The organism is Paracidovorax oryzae ATCC 19882 (assembly GCF_000687165.1).
GTDB lineage: Bacteria > Pseudomonadota > Gammaproteobacteria > Burkholderiales > Burkholderiaceae_C > Paracidovorax > Paracidovorax oryzae.
In genome coordinates, this window is sequence record NZ_KK366049.1 from 18,079 (window position 1) to 35,146 (window position 17,068).

General features: G+C 70.1%; 15 protein-coding genes. 10 read left to right on the top strand and 5 right to left on the bottom strand.

What is annotated here, in order from left to right; all coding sequences use genetic code 11:
- Positions 1 to 10: 10 nt before the first annotated feature.
- From T336_RS0122525 to T336_RS0122535, 3 genes are all read left to right on the top strand, one after another.
- Positions 11 to 2,338, top strand: coding sequence for a bifunctional salicylyl-CoA 5-hydroxylase/oxidoreductase (locus tag T336_RS0122525; protein ID WP_026434206.1), 2,328 nt, complete (start codon positions 11 to 13; stop codon positions 2,336 to 2,338).
- Between the two features lie 55 nt (positions 2,339 to 2,393).
- On the top strand, positions 2,394 to 3,551 hold the full coding sequence (locus T336_RS0122530; protein ID WP_026434207.1) for a cupin domain-containing protein: 1,158 nt from the start codon (positions 2,394 to 2,396) through the stop codon (positions 3,549 to 3,551).
- Between the two features lie 61 nt (positions 3,552 to 3,612).
- A complete protein-coding gene (locus T336_RS0122535; RefSeq protein ID WP_026434208.1) occupies positions 3,613 to 4,551 on the top strand; it encodes a fumarylacetoacetate hydrolase family protein in 939 nt (312 codons plus the stop codon).
- A gap of 87 nt (positions 4,552 to 4,638) precedes the next feature.
- On the opposite strand, the gene T336_RS25620 is transcribed toward T336_RS0122535, so the two are convergent.
- Entirely contained in the window at positions 4,639 to 5,547 is a 909-nt protein-coding gene (locus T336_RS25620; RefSeq protein WP_084151509.1) for an IclR family transcriptional regulator, read from the bottom strand.
- A 164-nt stretch (positions 5,548 to 5,711) separates the two neighbouring features.
- Here T336_RS25620 and T336_RS0122545 point away from each other — a divergent pair, with 164 nt between their 5' ends.
- The 5 genes from T336_RS0122545 (at position 5,712) to T336_RS0122565 (ending at position 10,862) form a co-directional block, all read left to right on the top strand.
- The gene (locus T336_RS0122545) at positions 5,712 to 7,367 is read left to right on the top strand and encodes an MFS transporter (RefSeq protein WP_026434209.1); all 1,656 of its coding nucleotides are present in this window, start codon (positions 5,712 to 5,714) and stop codon (positions 7,365 to 7,367) included.
- A gap of 33 nt (positions 7,368 to 7,400) precedes the next feature.
- A complete protein-coding gene (locus tag T336_RS0122550; protein ID WP_026434210.1) occupies positions 7,401 to 8,435 on the top strand; it encodes a carbon-nitrogen hydrolase family protein in 1,035 nt (344 codons plus the stop codon).
- Positions 8,432 to 9,202 (top strand): maleate cis-trans isomerase family protein, encoded by a 771-nt coding sequence (locus T336_RS0122555; protein WP_026434211.1) that lies wholly within the window; start codon positions 8,432 to 8,434, stop codon positions 9,200 to 9,202. Before T336_RS0122550 ends, T336_RS0122555 begins: the two co-directional genes overlap by 4 nt.
- Positions 9,203 to 9,297: 95 nt before the next feature.
- Positions 9,298 to 9,741, top strand: coding sequence for a MarR family winged helix-turn-helix transcriptional regulator (locus tag T336_RS0122560; RefSeq protein WP_026434212.1), 444 nt, complete (start codon positions 9,298 to 9,300; stop codon positions 9,739 to 9,741).
- A gap of 65 nt (positions 9,742 to 9,806) precedes the next feature.
- Positions 9,807 to 10,862: a bile acid:sodium symporter family protein gene (locus T336_RS0122565; RefSeq protein ID WP_019703386.1), complete on the top strand. Its 1,056-nt coding sequence runs from the start codon at positions 9,807 to 9,809 to the stop codon at positions 10,860 to 10,862.
- Positions 10,863 to 10,892: 30 nt separating this feature from the next.
- Here the strand turns inward: T336_RS0122565 and T336_RS0122570 are convergent, their stop codons facing one another.
- Positions 10,893 to 11,957, bottom strand: coding sequence for an NAD(P)-dependent alcohol dehydrogenase (locus tag T336_RS0122570; RefSeq protein ID WP_019703385.1), 1,065 nt, complete (start codon positions 11,955 to 11,957; stop codon positions 10,893 to 10,895).
- A 148-nt stretch (positions 11,958 to 12,105) separates the two neighbouring features.
- Entirely contained in the window at positions 12,106 to 12,504 is a 399-nt protein-coding gene (locus T336_RS0122575; RefSeq protein ID WP_026434213.1) for a tautomerase family protein, read from the bottom strand.
- A gap of 104 nt (positions 12,505 to 12,608) precedes the next feature.
- On the opposite strand from T336_RS0122575, the gene T336_RS0122580 reads away from it, so the two are divergent.
- The gene (locus T336_RS0122580; RefSeq protein ID WP_026434214.1) at positions 12,609 to 13,526 is read left to right on the top strand and encodes a LysR family transcriptional regulator; all 918 of its coding nucleotides are present in this window, start codon (positions 12,609 to 12,611) and stop codon (positions 13,524 to 13,526) included.
- 49 nt (positions 13,527 to 13,575) lie between these two features.
- On the opposite strand, the gene T336_RS0122585 is transcribed toward T336_RS0122580, so the two are convergent.
- Complete coding sequence (locus T336_RS0122585) at positions 13,576 to 15,243, bottom strand: Na/Pi cotransporter family protein (protein WP_026434215.1); 1,668 nt, start codon at positions 15,241 to 15,243, stop codon at positions 13,576 to 13,578.
- A 211-nt stretch (positions 15,244 to 15,454) separates the two neighbouring features.
- On the opposite strand from T336_RS0122585, the gene T336_RS0122590 reads away from it, so the two are divergent.
- Entirely contained in the window at positions 15,455 to 16,168 is a 714-nt protein-coding gene (locus tag T336_RS0122590) for a hypothetical protein (RefSeq protein WP_026434216.1), read from the top strand.
- A 37-nt stretch (positions 16,169 to 16,205) separates the two neighbouring features.
- On the opposite strand, the gene T336_RS0122595 is transcribed toward T336_RS0122590, so the two are convergent.
- Complete coding sequence (locus T336_RS0122595; protein ID WP_026434217.1) at positions 16,206 to 17,063, bottom strand: phosphodiesterase; 858 nt, start codon at positions 17,061 to 17,063, stop codon at positions 16,206 to 16,208.
- Between the last annotated feature and the right edge of the window lie 5 nt (positions 17,064 to 17,068).

Genomic DNA, 17,068 nt, shown 5'->3' on the forward strand with positions numbered 1-17,068 from the left:
GGAGCCCTCCATGAAAATCGCCTGCATCGGCGGCGGCCCCGCCGGCCTGTACTTCGGCCTGCTGATGAAGCTGCAGGACCCGTCCAACGAGGTCGTGGTCATCGAGCGCAACCGGCCCTACGACACCTTCGGCTGGGGCGTGGTGTTCTCCGACGCCACGCTGGAGAACCTGCGCGAGGCTGACCCCGTCTCGGCCCGCACCATCGCGGCCGAATTCAGCCGCTGGGACGACATCGACGTCCACTTCCGCGACCGCATGATCCGCAGCGGCGGCCACGGCTTCATCGGCATCGGCCGCAAGAAGCTGCTCAACATCCTGCAGTCGCGCTGCGAGGAGCTGGGCGTGCAGCTCGTCTTCGAAACCCAGGTGCAGGACGACCAGGAAGTGGCGCGGCAATACGGCGCCGACCTGGTCATCGCCAGCGACGGCATCAACAGCCCCGTGCGCACGCGCTATGCCGATACCTTCCAGCCCGACATCGACCAGCGCAACTGCCGCTTCGTGTGGCTGGGTACGCGCAAGGTGTTCGAGGCCTTCACCTTCATCTTCGTGCCCACCGAGCACGGCTGGTTCCAGGCCCATGCCTACCAGTTCGAGAACGGCCTCTCCACCTTCATCGTGGAAACCACCGACGCCGCCTGGCAGGCCGCCGGCATCGACAAGATGTCGCAGGAAGAGGGCATCGCCTACTGCGAAAAGCTCTTCGCCCCCTGGCTGGACGGCGAGCCGCTGATCTGCAACGCCACCCACCTGCGCGGCTCGGCCGTGTGGATCCGCTTCCCGCGCGTGATCTGCCAGCACTGGGTGCAGTGGACGCAGCCCGATGGCGCCAACGGCCGCGAGGTGCCCGTGGTGCTGATGGGCGACGCCGCGCATTCGGCGCACTTCTCGATCGGCTCGGGCACCAAGCTGGCGCTGGAAGACGCCATCGAGCTGGCCGACACCCTGAGGGCCGGCGGCGACCTGCGCGAGCGGCTGCAGCACTACGAGGCAGTGCGCGGCGTGGAAGTGCTCAAGATCCAGAACGCCGCGCGCAACTCCACCGAATGGTTCGAGAACGTGGCGCGCTACGCGGGCCTGGAGCCCGAACAGTTCGCCTACTCGCTGCTCACGCGCAGCCAGCGCATCAGCCACGAGAACCTGCGCCTGCGCGACCCGGCCTGGCTCGAAGGCTACGAACGCTGGCTGGCCGAACGCTCCGGCGTCGAGACGCCTGCCAGCCAGCCGCCGCGCCCGCCGCTGCTCACGCCCTTCACCGTGCGCGGCGTCACGCTCGCCAACCGCATCGTGGTCTCGCCCACCATGCTCTATTCGAGCCAGGACGGCGTGCCCGGCAACTTCCACCTGGTGCACCTGGGCAGCCGCGCCCTGGGCGGCGCCGGCCTGCTGATCGCCGAGGCCACGGCCGTGGCGCCCGAGGCGCGCATCACCCCCGGTGACCCGGGCCTCTGGAACGACGAGCAAGTCGCCGGCTGGAAGAAGGTCACCGACTTCGTGCATGCCCAGAGCGGCGCGCGCATCGGCGTGCAGCTCAACCACGCGGGCCGGCGCGGCTCCACCCAGCTGGGCTGGGAAAAGCCCGACCACCCGCTCGCCGAAGGCAACTGGCCGCTGGTGTCGGCTAGCGCGCTGGCCTACCTGCCCGGCGTCTCCGCTGTGCCGCGCGAGGCCACGCAGCACGACCTGGAACGCATCCTGGGCGACTTCGTGGCGGCAGCGCGCCGTGCGGCCGAGGCCGGCTTCGACTGGCTGGAGCTGCAGGCCGGCCATGGCTTCCTGCTCTCGTCCTTCATCTCGCCGCTGACCAACCGCCGCACCGACGCCTACGGCGGCTCGCTGGAGAACCGCCTGCGCTTCCCGCTCGACGTGGTGGCGGCCGTGCGCGCCGTGTGGCCGCAGCACCTACCCCTGTCGGTGCGCATCTCGGCCACCGACTGGGCCGAAGGCGGCACCACCGTCGATGAGGCCGTGGAGATCGCCCGCCGCCTGAAGGAAGCCGGCGCCGATCTGGTCGATGCCTCGTCCGGCGAGGTCACGCCCGAGCAGAAGCCCGTCTATGGCCGCATGTTCCAGGCGCCCTTCGCCGACCGCATCCGCAACGAGGCGCAGGTGCCGACCATCGCCGTGGGCGCCATCACCGAGGCCGACCAGGTCAACGGCATCGTGGCCTCGGGCCGTGCCGACCTGTGCGCCCTCTCGCGCCCGCACCTGGCCCACCCCGCCTGGCTGCTGGACCAGAGCGCCCGCCACGGCTGGCGCGACGTGCAGTGGCCCGCCGCCTACGAGTGGGGGCGCGACCAGCTCGAACGCGGCTACGCCCGCGCCGGCCAGGCCTGAGAAGGTGTGAAAGAACCCGCCAGTTCATCGCACAGCTAAGCAAAGGAGCATCGTCATGGCACAAACGCAAGACGCTACGAAAGACGCAGGCAACTACGACCAGTACCGCGAAAGCATCGCGGGCCGCGCGGACGTGGAGGACACGCCCGAACTCGTCGCCTACTACCGCCAGCTCGAACAACTGAAGGCCGGCGCCCTCTGGACGGTGGCCAACAAGATCGAGCCCTGGCAGCCCAGGTCGGCCTCGGTGCCCGTGCTGTGGCGCTACCGCGAGCTGCGCGAGCACGTGCTGCGCTCGGTCGAACTCGTCACGCCCGAGAAGGCCGGCCGCCGCGTCATCTACCTGAACAACCCGGGCCGGCAGGACGTCTCCGCCGCCGTGGGCTGGCTCTACTCCGGCCTGCAGGTCATGCACCCGGGCGAGGCGGCTTCGGCCCACGCGCATTCCGCCTCGGCGCTGCGATTCATCATGGAAGGGCGGGGCGCCTACACCGTGGTGGACGGCCACAAGATGACGCTGGGCGCCAACGACTTCGTGCTCACGCCCAACGGCACCTGGCACGAGCACGGCGTGGAAGCGGGCGGCCTGCCCTGCATCTGGCAGGACGGGCTGGACATTCCCCTGGTCAACGCCATGGAGGCCGGCTTCTACGTGGTCCACCCCGACCTGCGCCAGGCCGTGGGCCATCCGGTGGACGATTCCACCGCGCTCTGGGGCGCGCCGGCACTGCGCCCGCACGGCCTGGGCTGGAACAAGCCCTATTCGCCGCTCTTCAAGTACGAATGGGCACCCACCTACGAGGCCCTGCTGCGCCATGCATCGGTATCGGACGGCAATCCGTTCGACGACACGCTGATGCACTACACCAACCCGGTCACGGGCGGCCACGTCATGCCCACCATCGGCGCCAGCATGCAGCGGCTGCGCCCGGGCTTCGCTGGCAAGGCGCACCGCCATACCGGCAGCTACATCTACCAGGTGGCCAAGGGCCGCGGCCATTCCATCATCGACGGCCAGCGCTTCGACTGGCAGGAGCGCGACATCTTCTGCGTGCCCTCCTGGGCCTGGCACGAGCATGCCAACGCCTCGCAGACCGAAGACGCGTGCCTCTTCTGCTTCAGCGACCTGCCGGTGATGGAAAAGCTGGACCTCTACCGCGAAGAGGCGCTGGCCGACAACGGCGGCCACCAGCCGGTGTCCACGCCTGCCTGATCACCACCGAAACCCTCGTTCATCCCCTTTCAACCGATTCACCCCACTGGAGACCCGCACCATGAAACTCGTCACCTACCGCGCCCACGTCGCCGCCGCCGCCCGCCTGGGCGCCCTCGTCGATGGCCTCGTCGTCGATCTGCAGCGCCTGGGCGAGCACACCGGCCACGACCTGCCGGATAACATGCTGGACTTCATCGACCTCGGCCCCGCCGCCGTGGCCGCCACCGCCGAACTGCTGGCCGCGCAGAACGGCCGCTGGCCGCTGGGCGTGGCCGTGCCGCTGGCCAACGTGAAGCTGCTCGCGCCCATTCCCCGTCCGCGCAAGAACATCTTCGGCATCGGCCTGAACTACGTGGAGCACGTGGCCGAATCCAGCCGCGCGCTGGACACGTCGAAAGACCTGCCCAAGCAGCCCGTGATCTTCTCCAAGCCGCCCACCACCGTCATCGGCCCCGGCGACGCCATCGAGCACGACGCCGCCATCACCCGCCAGCTGGACTGGGAAGTGGAGCTGGCCGTGATCATCGGCACCCGCGCCAAGCGCGTGGATGAAGCCTCGGCGCTCAACTACGTCTTCGGCTACAGCCTGATGATCGACATGAGCGCGCGCGACAACCGCCGCGCCGGCCAGTGGATCTATTCCAAGGGCCAGGACACCTACGCGCCCTTCGGCCCGGTGATCGTCACCGCCGACGAGATCCCCGACCCGCAGGTGCTTGACCTGAGCCTGCAGGTCAACGGCGTGACCAAGCAGAGTTCCAACACCCGCCACATGCTGTTCAAGGTGAACACGCTGATCGCCGACATCAGCGCCGGCATCACGCTGGAGCCCGGCGACATCATCGCCACCGGCACGCCCGAAGGCGTGGGCGCCGGCCGCAGCCCGCAGGAATGGGTCTGGCCCGGCGACGTGATCGACGCCACGGTCGAGAAGATCGGCAGCCTCCGCCACCCCGTGGTGGCCGTGGGCAACGACCCGCGCGCCGGCCGCGATTGAGGCTCCGCCACCGGCACCCGCGAGCCCTGGGACGCGAGCACCATGCGCACCGCACCGCCGGAACGCCTCGGGTTAACAGGCCAGGCCCTAGGCGTACATGCCTGCCGTCTGCGAGATCTCGCTGGCGCTGCGCTGCAGCAGGCCGAGCACTTCGGCCTCTGCATCGCCCTCCAGCAGGCGGCTGGGGCCCATGACCGTCAGGGCGGCGATGATCCCGCCCGACAGGTCGAAGATCGGCGCCGACAGCGAGGTGAAGTTGGGCAGCAGCGTGTCCTGGCAGCGGCTGAAGCCGCGGGAACGGATCTCCTCGCGCAGCCGCATCGCCTGCTCCCGGGTGCGGCAGGCGTCGCTGCGGGCGAGGCCCGAGGCCGACACGGGCACGCGCAGTTCGTCCTCGAGCAGGCCTGCCGTCATCTCCACCGGCAGGTGGGCGAAGAAGTTCAGCCCCAGCGCGGAGGAGAGCAGGGGCAGCACGCTGCCCAGCCGCAGCTCCAGCAGCGGCAGGCTCTTGCCGCCCTCGGCCCGGTACACGATGGCCGGGCCCTTGTTGCCCCAGACGCCCAGGAACACGGTCAGCCCCGTCTGCTCGCTGATGGCGGCCATGGCCGGGCGCGCCAGCTTGTACACGTCGAACTGCTCCAGCGCCGCCACGCCCAGCTTGAGCGCATAGGCACCCAGGCCGTAGTGGCCGGTGTCTCCGTCCTGCTGCACCAGGCCGATGTTCTGGAAGCTCACCAGGTAGTAGTGCGTGTTGGCGACCGTGAGCTGCGCTCCTTCGGCGATGCGGCTCAGCGCGATCGGGCCGCCGGCGCGCCGCATCACTTCCAGGATCGCGAAGCCGGTCTCGATGGACTGGATGCCCCGGCGCCCCGCCGCCTTGCTCCCCTCCTCGGCCCGCGGCCTGCGGGGCGCGCGCGGGGCCGCGGCGTCGTGGGGGTCTGCCGTTGCGGCGGCGGTCTGGGGCGGGGTAGGGCGATTGCGCTGCGGGGTAGTCATCGGCGTTCGTCGGCGAGCGGCAACCGCTCGGTGCAAGGGGATGGCCGCATTGTCGTCGGCCGCGCGGCCGGCGGTGGTGCGGGCAGGCAACCTCCGGAAAGTTCTTTGACAATGTATTTTGATTTTGAGATCATCAAAACAAATCAACCCGACAAGGAACTTCCATGAACACGGCAGTGGGCAAGGGCATCGCGGCATCCGGGCATCGGCCCATGAGCCGGAGCGAAGAACGGCAGGTGGTCATCGCCTCGACGATGGGCACGCTGTTCGAGTGGTACGACTTCTTCATCTACGGGACGCTGGCCGTGTTCATGAGCCAGGTGCTGTTTCCCCAGGGCAACCCCACCGTGTCCCTGCTCGCCGCCCTGGGCGCGCTGGCGGTGGGCTTCATCATTCGCCCGCTGGGGGCGGTGCTGTTCGGCTACCTGGGCGACAAGCTCGGCCGCAAGGTCACCTTCCTGGCCACCGTGGTCATGATGGGCGGGGCCACGGTGCTCATCGGCTGCCTGCCCACCTATGAGTCGGCAGGTCACCTCTCGTGGATCCTGCTGCTCACGCTGCGCGTGATCCAGGGCCTGGCGGTGGGGGGCGAGTACGGCGGCGCCGTGATCTATGTCGCAGAGCACTGCGAGCCCCGGCGCCGCGGCCTGCTCACCGGCTGGATCCAGATCACCTCGTCGGCCGGCCTCATCCTCTCGCTGCTGGTCATCCTGGCGACCCAGGCCAGCATGTCGCCGGAGGACTTCCGCCAGTGGGGCTGGCGCCTGCCGTTCATCCTGTCCATCGTGATGCTGGCCCTCTCGGTATACGTGCGCTCCAGGCTGCACGAGTCGCCGGTGTTCCTGCGCATGAAGCAGGAGAAGCGCCTGGCCGGCAACCCGGTCAAGGAGACCTTCGGGCGCTGGAGCAGCCTGCGCCTGGTGCTCATCGCCCTGGTGGGCGTCACGGCGGGCCAGGGCGCGACCTACTTCACCGGCCAGTTCTACGTGATGATCTTCCTGCAGCAGGCGGTGCAGCTCGGCCAGACCCTGGTGTACGAGCTGGTCGTCATCGGTTTCCTGATCGGCGCGCCCACCTTCGTGCTGTTCGGCTGGCTCTCCGACCGCATCGGCCGCAAGTGGATCATGGTGGCCGGCCTGTTCACGGCCGCCCTGAGCTACCACGCGCTGTTCGGCGCGCTGCTCGCCGCCGGCAATCCCGCGCTCGCGGAGGTCATGCGGACCACGCCGGTGCAGATCCATGCGGACCCGCAGGATGGCCGCTGCGACTTCGGCCTGCAGGCCGCCTTGGTGGGCGCCCACCCCGACCACAAGAAGCCCTGCGTGCAGGCGAAGAAGTTCTTCGTGTCCCAGGGCGTGACCTTCGAATACGCCCCGCCGCTGCCGGGCCGGGCACTGGCGATGGCCGTGGGCGGGCAGACCGTCGAGGGCTTCGATCCCAAGGCCTATGCCGAGGCCCTGGCGCAGGCCGGCTACCCCAGGGCCGCCGACCCGGCGCGCGTGGACCGCGTCCGCATCATCGCCCTGCTGGTGCTGATGACGGCCGTGGTGGCCATGGTCTACGGCCCGGTGGCCGCCTACCTGGTGGAGCTGTTCCCCCCGCGCATCCGCTACACGGCACTGTCCTTCCCGTACCACATCGGCGCCGGCATCGTCGGTGGCATCGTGCCCTTCACCGCCACCTACCTGGCCCAGGCCAGCGGAAACATCTTCGGCGGACTGATGTACCCGGTCGCGGTGACCGCGGTGGTCGGCGTGCTGGGCTGCCTGCTGCTGCCCAACGCGCCGGCACGCGCCATCGACGCGGAGACGGCGCCGTGACGTTCCCCTTCCACCACGCAAGAAAGGTCCCCTATGCTTGAACTTCCCTGCTTCAAGGCGGCGGCCGTGCAGGCCGCCCCGGTCTTCCTCGACACCGACGCCACGGTGGACAAGGTCTGCCGCCTGATCGCCGAAGCCGCCGGCAACGGCGCGCAGCTGGTCGCCTTCCCCGAGGTGTTCGTGGCCGGCTACCCGTACTGGAGCTGGATCGCCAACCCCATCGACGGCAGCCCCTGGTTCGAGCGCCTGGCGCGCTCGGCCATCGAGATCCCCGGCCCCGAGATCGGAAAAATAGCCCAGGCCGCCGCGCGCCACAGGACGCACGTCGTCATCGGCGTGAACGAGCGCAGCCGCCACGGCATCGGCACCATCTACAACACGCTCGTCACCATCGGCGACGACGGCCGCATCCTGGGCCGCCACCGCAAGCTGGTGCCCACCTGGGCCGAAAAGCTCACCTGGGCGCCCGGCGATGCGTCGGCGCTGCGCGTGCACCGCACCTCCATCGGCCCGCTGGGGTCGCTGGCCTGCGGCGAGAACACCAACACGCTGGCGCGCTTCGCGCTGCTGTCGCAGGGCGAGCTGGTGCACGTGGCCAGCTACATCTCGCTGCCCGTGGCGCCGCCCGACTACGACATGGCCGAGGCCATCAAGGTGCGCGCGGCGGCCCACTGCTTCGAGGGCAAGCTGTTCACCATCGTCTCGTGCTCCACCGTGTCGGAAGAGATCATCACCGCCATGGAGCCGCTCAACCCCAAGGCGCGCGAGCTGCTCACGCGCAAGAACAGCGCGTTCTCCGGCTTCCTCGGGCCCGACGGCCGCGTGATCGGCCAGCCGCTGATCGACGACGAGGGCATCGCGTATGCCGACATCGACCTCGCCCGCTGCATCCAGCCGCGCCAGATGCACGACATCACCGGCCACTACAACCGCTTCGACGTCTTCGACCTGCGCGTGAACCGCAAGCCGCTGCAGGCCGCGCGCTTCGACGACGAGCCGGCCGACACCGACGCCCTGCAGCCGCGCGACAGCTGCGGCGCCGACGCATTCCAGGAGACACCCCAATGACCACCACCACCGCCACCCCCCGCGCCTTCCGCATCGGGCAGATCGTGCCCAGCTCCAACACCACGATGGAGACCGAGATCCCCGCCATCCTGCGTGCCCGCGAGGCGCAGCACCCGGAGCGCTTCACCTTCCATTCCAGCCGCATGCGCATGAAGCACGTCACCAGGGAAGAGCTGGCCGCCATGGACGGCGACAGCGACCGCTGCGCGCTGGAGCTGTCGGACGCGCGCGTCGATGTGCTGGGCTATGCGTGCCTCGTCGCCATCATGAGCATGGGCCGCGGCTACCACCGCGTCTCCGAAGCGCGCCTGCACCAGCGCACGGTGGACAACGGCGGCGCCGCGCCCGTGGTCACCAGCGCCGGCGCCCTGGTCGATGGCCTGCACGCCATCGGCGCGAAGAAGGTGTCCATCCTCACGCCCTACATGAAGCCGCTCACGCAGCTGGTGATCGACTACATCGAGAGCGAAGGCATCGAGGTGGTGGACAGCATTTCGCTGGAGATCCCGGACAACCTCGACGTGGGCCGCCAGGACCCGCACGCGCCCATCGAGATCACGAAGAAGCTCAAGACCGCCGGCGTGGATGCGGTGGTGGCTTCGGCCTGCGTGCAGATGCCCTCGCTCGCCTCGGTGCAGCCCATCGAGGACCGCGTGGGCCTGCCGGTGCTGTCGTCGTCGGTGGCCACCACCTGGCAGATGCTCAGGAAGCTGGGCCTGCCGACGGCGGTACCGGGCTTCGGCGCGCTGCTGTCGGGCCGGTATTGATGCCCCTGCCGCAGGCTGCCTCCGCGCCGGGAGACGCGCATCCCGCGGGGGCGCCGACCCCCGCGGCGCCGGCCCCTGGCGAGGTAGCATGCGGAATGGCGAAAACCAAGGACTTTGTCGACAACTACCTGCCGGCCCTGCTGGGCCAGGCCTGGCACCTCGTCTCCACCGAATTCCATGCCACCGTCGAGCAGAGCGGCCTGTCCGTGCTCGAGTGGCGCGTGCTCTCCACCCTGGCCAGCCAGGGGGCGATGACGATCTCCGCGCTCGCGCAGACCACCGTGAGCAAGCAGCCCACCGTCACGCGGCTGCTGCTGCGCATGGAGGCCCAGGGGCACGTGGACCGCGCCACCAGCCTCGACGACCGGCGCTATACGCTGGTGCGCGTGACGCGCAGCGGCCGGCGCCTGGTGGCCGGCCTGATCGAGCAGGCCGAGCGGCACGAGCGCGCCATCCTGGCACCGCTCGATCCGCGCAAGGTCGAGGTGCTCAAGGAGTTGCTGCATGAGCTGATCGCCCGGCACCGGCCGGCGGTCTGATCGCGGCGCGCCCGCCGGGTCAATAATGCAGGGTTCTCCCGTACGCAGCACACCGCGCATCCGCCATGGCCCGTTCCCGTTTCCTGCCCGACAACTTCACCCTCGCGCTGATCGCCACCGTGGCGCTGGCCAGCGTGCTGCCCGCCGCCGGCCAGGCGGCGCGCGGCTTCGAGTACGCCACCACGGCGGCCGTGGCGCTGCTGTTCTTCCTGCACGGCGCCAAGCTGTCGCGGCAGGCCATCGTCGCGGGCCTGTCGCACTGGCGGCTGCACCTGCTGGTGATCGCCAGCACCTTCGTGCTGTTCCCGCTGATCGGCTGGGCGCTGCGGCCTGTGCTGGAGCCGCTGGTCACGCCCGAGCTCTACATGGGCGTGATCTTCCTGTGCGTGCTGCCCGCCACGGTGCAGTCCGCCATCGCCTTCACCGCCATGGCGCGGGGCAACATGCCGGCGGCGATCTGCTCGGCCTCCGGCTCCACGCTGCTGGGCATCGTGATCACGCCGCTGCTGGTCGGCCTGCTGCTCAAGGACGTTCCGGGCGCCCAGGGCGCTTCGGGCGCGGCCGGCGGCCACGACACCCTCGCGAGCATCGGCCGCATCACCGTGCAGCTGTTCGTGCCCTTCCTGGCCGGCCACCTGCTGCGGCCCTGGATCGGCGGCTTCGTGCAGCGGCGCGCGGCGGTGCTCAAATTCGTGGACCAGGGCTCGATCCTGCTCGTGGTCTATACCGCGTTCAGCGCCGCGGTGATCGAAGGCCTGTGGCGCGAGATCCCCCTGCACGCGCTCGCGGGCCTGGTGGCCGTGTGCGCCATCATCCTGGCCGTCGCGCTGGTCGCCACCACGTGGATCAGCCGGCGCATGGGCTTCTCGACGGAGGACGAGATCACCGTGGTGTTCTGCGGCTCCAAGAAGAGCCTCGCGAGCGGCGTGCCGATGGCCAAGGTGCTGTTCGCATCGCATGCCGTGGGCGCGCTGGTGCTGCCGCTGATGGTGTTCCACCAGATGCAGCTCATGGTGTGCGCGGTGATCGCGCAACGCTATGCGCGCCGGCCTGTGGAGGGCAGTCCGGGGGAGGGTGGGGCGGGCGCTTCCGGGGGCACGCCGCCCGCGGCGCGGCCCTGAAGGCGCGCAGCGGGGCCGGCCGGGGCCCGCTCAGGCGGCTTCGCGCAGCGTGTCCATGTCGATCACGAAGCGGTAGCGCACGTCGCTTTCGAGCATGCGCTCGTAAGCACCCTCGATCTCGTCCATGCGGATGGTCTCGATGTCCGCCACGATGCCGTGCTGCGCGCAGAAATCGAGCATCTCCTGCGTCTCGCGGATGCCGCCGATCAGCGAGCCCGCGAGGCGCCGGCGCTTCATGATGAGGCTGAACACGTTGGGCGAGGGATGGGGGCTGGCCGGCGCGCCCACCAGGGTCATGGTGCCATCGAGCTTCAGCAACGCGAGGAAGGCATCCAGGCCGTGCGGCGCGGCGACCGTGTTCACGATCAGGTCGAAGCTGTTCGCATGCGCAGCCATCTCCTCGGCGTTCTTCGACACCACGACCTCGTGCGCGCCGAGCCGCTTCGCATCCTCGCGCTTGGAGTCCGAGGTGGTGAACAGCACCACGTGCGCGCCCATGGCGGCCGCGATCTTCACGCCCATGTGGCCCAGGCCGCCCAGGCCGACGATGCCGACCTTCCTGCCCGGGCCCGCGTTCCACTGGCGCAGCGGAGAGTAGGTGGTGATGCCGGCGCACAGCAGCGGCGCCACCGCGGCGAGGGAATCCTCGCCGTGCGTGATGCGCAGCACGAAATTCTCGCGCACCACGATCTGCGCGGAATAGCCGCCGAAGGTGTTGGCGCCCGTGCCCTGCTCGGGGCCGTTGTAGGTACCGGTGAAACCGTTGTCGCAGTACTGCTCCAGGCCCTCGGCGCAGGGGGCGCAGTGCTGGCAGCTGTCCACCATGCAGCCCACGCCGACCAGGTCGCCCGCGCGGAACTTCGTCACCAGCGCGCCCACGGAGGTGACGCGGCCGACGATCTCGTGGCCGGGCACGCTGGGGAACCGGGTGCCCGCCCACTCGCCCCGCACGGTGTGCAGGTCGGAGTGGCAGACGCCGCAGTAGAGGATGTCGATGGCGACGTCGAGGTCGCCGGGCGTGCGCCGCTCGATGGTGAGCGGCGCGAGCGGGGTGGTGGCGGACTGTGCGCCGTAGGCGAGGACGGAGATGCTCATGGCGGGGCCGTTGTGCGGAAGTGGATAGGGCCGGCCACGATAGCGCAAGGGCGCGGCGCCTGCAGGCGCACCGGCATCGACCCCGTGCCGCGCGCGGGATGGCAGAATGGAACCGGCGGCCGCGTCCTGCTCTGCCCTACACGCCGCCTTACACGCCTGCCTGCTGGTGGCGCCATTCCTGCGTGCGCCCGCCATACCCGTAGGCCGCGGCGCGCGCGTCGATCAGGTGCACATAGCTCACCGGATGCAGGTTCGGCAACAGCGCCTCGAAGGCGGCATGCACCTCGCGCAGGTAGAGCGCCTTCTCGGCCTTGGTATTGGTCTCGTCGGTGATGCTGATGTCCAGGTGGAAGGCGCTCTGGCCCAGCTCCGCCAGCGATGCGCCGCCCACGAACCACTGGTCGGCCGGGATGAACTGCACGGTGGTGGCGATGACCGGCAACTGCTTGCTCAGAACGCGCTGCGTGATGCGGGCGACGGCATCGGCGGCGCTGCGGGCGAGCCGTGCGTCGGGTTCGCCGCTGAGGTGGATCACGGTGTGGGGCATGCGGGGCTCCTGGGGGTTGGAATGGCCCCGATTCTTCGGCTTTCCATGCCATCAGAAAAGCAGGATGATCTGCAGTCATCCATCGATAATTCCGCAGGATAGACATGCGCCCCTTCAACCTGGAGCAACTCAGGACGTTCGTCGCGGTGGCCGATGCCGGCAGTCTGGCCGCCGGTGCGCCGCAGGTCTTCCTGTCGCAGTCGGCCGTGAGCGAGCAACTGCGCAAGCTCGAGCAGCATGCCGGCCAGTCGCTGCTGGTGCGCTCCAGGGCCGGCGTGGTGCCCACCGCGGCCGGGCTGCGGCTGCTGGCGCACGCCCGGCAGCTGCTGGTGCTGAGCGAGTCGGCCTGGAACGACCTGCGCGGCGTGCAGTTGGAGGGAACGCTGCGGCTGGGTGTCACGGACTATTTCCGTCCCGCGGAGCTGGCGGGGCTGCTGGCGCGCGTGCAGGGCCGTCACCCTGGCGTGCGGCTGCAGGTCACGGTGCAAAAGAGCGGCGACGTCGAGGCCGGCTATGCCCAGGGCGCGTTCGATGTCGGCATCGCCATGCGCCTGCCGGCCCCTGCTGCAGGCCGTCCCGCCGGTGCGCCGGCGCCTGCCCGCGGCGGGCAGGTGCTGCGGCGCGAGCCCCTGCACTGGATGGGCGCCGAGCAGATTGCCGCCGCACCCCCCGGCCGGGAGGAGCCCCTGCGCCTGCTGGCACTGCCGGACACCTGTGCCCTCCACCAGTTCACGGCCGCCTTGCTGCGCCGGCGGCGCATTCCCTTCACGGTCGCGCTCATGGCCTCCGGGGTCGCCGGCCTGCAGTCCGCGCTGGCGGCCGGGCTCGGCATCGCCTGCCTGAACGCCGCCGCGCTGTGCGAGGGCGTGAAGGTCCTGCCCGCGGCCTGGGGGCTTCCGGCGCTGCCCCAGGCCCGGTTCATCGTGCTGCCGCCGCGCGCGGGCGAATCCGCCTTCGTCCGCAACGCCCGCGAGCAGCTGGCGGCCGACTTCGGCCAGGTGCTGGCGCGGGCTGCAAGCTAGCAGCGTTGCTCCGCAGCTCCGGTGGTTTCATTCACCGGCCAACACGGGGTCAGGCCAGCGGATCGGCACCCGCATCGCCGGGCGTGCTGCGCAGCCTGCTCGGTGCCAGTGCCCCCGCGGAGTCGAGTATCGGGTAGGCCAGCGAGCAGATGTGCGAATTGATGCGCTTGAGGTCGCTGATGAGGTCGATGTGCAGCGAGCTGGTTTCCATGCTCTGCACGGTCTTCTCGGACAGGCGTCCCAGGTGGGTCGCCGCATAGGCGCGTTCCAGTTCGCGGAAACGCGTCTTTTCCTCCAGCAGCCGTTGCGCATCGCGCACGTTGCCGTTGAGGAACACGCTCATCGCCAGGCGCAGGTTGCTCACCAGCCGGCCGTGCAGTTCGGTGATCTCGGCCATGCCGGCGTCGGAGAAGCGCCGGCCCTTGCTGATCTTCTTGTCCTCGATGTCCGTGATGACGCGCTCGATGATGTCGGCCACCTGCTCCATGTTGATGGTGAAGCTGATGATGTCCGTCCAGCGCCGGCTCTCCTCCTCGCCCAGCGCCCCGCGGGAGATCTGGGTGAGGTAGTACTTGATGGACGAGTACAGCCCGTCCACCTCGTCGTCCATCTTGCGCAGCTGCTGCGCCAGTTGCAGGTCGTCCCTGCGGATCACGTCGAGCACGCCCAGCAGCATGGTCTCCACCACGTCCGCCTGGTAGAGCGCCTCGCGCGCCGCGCAGGACATCGCCAGCGAAGGGGTGGAGAGCGCCGAAGGGTCCAGGTGCTGCGGCCGGCGATTGGGCGGCCCCTCGGGCGGGGGCAGCAGCTGCGTGACGGCCCGCGCCACCCACTGCGTGAACGCGATGAAGCCTACGCTGACCACCACGTTGAAAGCCAGGTGGAAGAGCACCACGCCCTGGGCCGCGCCCGGCATGTGCGGCTGCACGTGCCGCAGCCACAGCCCCGCGAACGGGGCGACCAGCAGCACGCCCATGAGCTTGAACATCAGGTTGCCCACGGTCACCTGCCGCACCTCCACGGCCGACTTGGCGGTGGTGATGACCGCCAGCAGGCCGCTGCCGAGATTGGCACCCAGCACCAGTCCCAGGGCCACGTCCAGCGGCACCACGCTGGAAGCCGCCATGGCCGAGATCAGCAGCACGATGGCGAGGCTCGAATAGGCGATCACGGCCAGTACCGCGCCCATCACCACCTCCAGCACCAAGTCGCTGTCGAGCGAGCCGAGCAGGGTCCGGATGATCGGCGAGGCCAGCATCGGGCCGCTGGCCTGCACCACCATCTCCAGTGCCTGCAGCATCAGGCCCAGCCCGATCAGCACGCGCCCCACGCGCCCGGCGGTGCTCGCCTGCCGGGTGATGAACAGCACCACGCCCACGAAGATGAACAGCGGCGACAGCCAGGACAGGTCGGTGGAGAACAGCACCGACATGAGCGCCGTGCCGATGTCCGCCCCGCGCATCACCGCCAGCGCGGCCGGCAGCGTGATGAGCCCCTGGCCGACGAAGGACGAGGTCATGAGCGAGGTGGCGGTGCTCGACTGCACCAGCGCCGTGACCCCGATGCCCGACAGCGCCGCCGAGAAGCGGTTGCCCATGCTGCGCGCCAGCAGCGTGCGCAGGTTGGCGCCGAACACGCGCAGCACCCCGGTGCGCACGAGGTGCGTACCCCAGACCAGCAGGGCCACGGCGGCCAGCAGATTCAACAGGTGCTTCATGGATCGGTGCTGTTTTCCAGAGGCCACAGCATACTCCTGAATCCATAGCAATCGGCCAGCAGCCACGGCCGCGCCGGGGGCATGGCATGGGCGGGCCGGAGCCGCGGCCGGCGACTTCGCGCGGGTCTGCCGGACTTCGCGGTCGAGGCCCCGCGGCGCCGCGGGCGGCCCTAGCCTCGCCGCATTCCTGATTCGAACGGATCACCACACCATGCATTTCAGCTTCAAGTCACTCTGCGGGGCCGCTGCCTCGCAACGCCGCTCCCACCCCGGGCAGCCGGCCGCAACCTCTCCGGCCCGCGAGTCCCGCCATGGCCGCAGGCTCGACGCCGCAGGCGGCCCGGGCCCGCGGGGCCACGCCTTCCAGACCGACCCGGCCCGTTCCGGGCCGCCGCCCCGGCGGCCGGCCCCTGCGCTGCCGCAGGCGCACCGCATGCAGTCGCAACCTGCCGCTGTGCAGACCCTGACGTTCGCGGCGCGCTTCCTGTCGAACGGGCCGGTGGAGGCCGTCGTTCGCACTCCTGAACAGGACGCGCAACTCCTGCGCGCCGACAGCGCCGCCACCCGGCTGGAGCGGCTGGTATCGCTCTCTCTGGGGCCTGCCGCCAGTGGCCGGCCTTCCGCCGCGGATCCGGAGCAGGTCGGCGCGCTGCAGCGCAAGCTGGGCGAACTCCGGGAGCTCCAGGCGCAGAAAGCACAGCTGGCCGAGGACGTGGCACAGCTCCGTGAAGCCTTCGACGCGGGGCCATCGCTGGGCATCGACTGGAACCGCCACAAGTCATGGGAAGGCATCCTGAAGGCCCGGCCGGAGCAGCGGATCGCCCAGGTCGATGCGGGCATCGCCAACCTGCAGTACCGCCTGGACGAGGCGCAGCACGCCATCGGCGAGCACCGCGAAGCGGCGCTGGGCAAGTACGTTTTCTGAGCGAAGGCCGGCACGGGCGCGGTGCCCGCGCCGGCCGTCAGTCGATGAGCCGCCCGCCGTCGTGGAACGGGTAGGGGCCCGGGTACTGTCCGCTGGCCGCCAGGTGGCTCACCAGGCGCCCGCCCGCGGGCAGCGCATGCACGGCGAAGCCCGGGGGCTCCAGCGTCCAGGCCGAAGCGGCGTCGGGCGCGAGGTCCAGGCACACCTGGTGCGCCGGCGAGGGTACCGTGGCCGCGATCGTGCCGCCGAAGCGCACCTGGATGCTGCGGTGCAGGTGGCCGCAGATCACGCGCTCGACGTTGGGATGGCGGGCCACCAGGGCCTCCAGCGCCTGCGCGCCTTCAAGCAGCCCGATCTCGTCCATGTGGCCGATCAGCGTACGGAAGGGCGGGTGGTGCATGGCGATGACCACCGGCCGGTCCCTGCTGGCATCGAGCTGCGCGGCCAGCCATTCCAGGCGTTCGGCGCACAGGCTGCCCTCGCTCGCGCCGGGCACCACGGTGTCCAGCGCGATGAGCTGCAGGCCGCCCACGGGCACGCTGAATTGCACGAAGCCGTGCGTGCCCAGGTAGGCGTGGCCCGGAAAGCTGGCGCGCAACTGCGCGCGGTCGTCGTGGTTGCCCGGCAGCAGGTAGAGCGGGATCGGGTCCAGCGGCGCGAGCAGTTCGCGCAGGTGGGCGTATTCCTCCGGCCGCCCGAAATCCGTGAGGTCGCCCGTGGCGACGATGGCCTCGGGGCGCTGCGGCATGCGCAGCACCGTCTCCACCGCCTGGCGCAGGTAGGGAGCGGTATCCAGCCGGCCGTAGGCCAGGCGGCCGGGCTCGCGGATGTGCAGGTCGGAGAGCTGCAGCAACAGGGTGGTGGGTGCGGTGAATGCGGTCATGGAGCGTGTCATGGAGG

Coding starts and splice junctions, on each gene's coding strand:
- T336_RS0122535 (WP_026434208.1), top strand. CDS start 3,613: ATGAAACTCGTCACCTACCGCGCCCACGTCGCCGCCGCCGCCCGCCTG.
- T336_RS0122580 (WP_026434214.1), top strand. CDS start 12,609: ATGCGCCCCTTCAACCTGGAGCAACTCAGGACGTTCGTCGCGGTGGCC.
- T336_RS0122550 (WP_026434210.1), top strand. CDS start 7,401: ATGCTTGAACTTCCCTGCTTCAAGGCGGCGGCCGTGCAGGCCGCCCCG.
- T336_RS25620 (WP_084151509.1), bottom strand. CDS start 5,547: ATGACTACCCCGCAGCGCAATCGCCCTACCCCGCCCCAGACCGCCGCC.
- T336_RS0122565 (WP_019703386.1), top strand. CDS start 9,807: ATGGCCCGTTCCCGTTTCCTGCCCGACAACTTCACCCTCGCGCTGATC.
- T336_RS0122530 (WP_026434207.1), top strand. CDS start 2,394: ATGGCACAAACGCAAGACGCTACGAAAGACGCAGGCAACTACGACCAG.
- T336_RS0122575 (WP_026434213.1), bottom strand. CDS start 12,504: ATGCCCCACACCGTGATCCACCTCAGCGGCGAACCCGACGCACGGCTC.
- T336_RS0122595 (WP_026434217.1), bottom strand. CDS start 17,063: ATGACACGCTCCATGACCGCATTCACCGCACCCACCACCCTGTTGCTG.
- T336_RS0122545 (WP_026434209.1), top strand. CDS start 5,712: ATGAACACGGCAGTGGGCAAGGGCATCGCGGCATCCGGGCATCGGCCC.
- T336_RS0122555 (WP_026434211.1), top strand. CDS start 8,432: ATGACCACCACCACCGCCACCCCCCGCGCCTTCCGCATCGGGCAGATC.
- T336_RS0122585 (WP_026434215.1), bottom strand. CDS start 15,243: ATGAAGCACCTGTTGAATCTGCTGGCCGCCGTGGCCCTGCTGGTCTGG.
- T336_RS0122525 (WP_026434206.1), top strand. CDS start 11: ATGAAAATCGCCTGCATCGGCGGCGGCCCCGCCGGCCTGTACTTCGGC.
- T336_RS0122590 (WP_026434216.1), top strand. CDS start 15,455: ATGCATTTCAGCTTCAAGTCACTCTGCGGGGCCGCTGCCTCGCAACGC.
- T336_RS0122570 (WP_019703385.1), bottom strand. CDS start 11,957: ATGAGCATCTCCGTCCTCGCCTACGGCGCACAGTCCGCCACCACCCCG.
- T336_RS0122560 (WP_026434212.1), top strand. CDS start 9,298: ATGGCGAAAACCAAGGACTTTGTCGACAACTACCTGCCGGCCCTGCTG.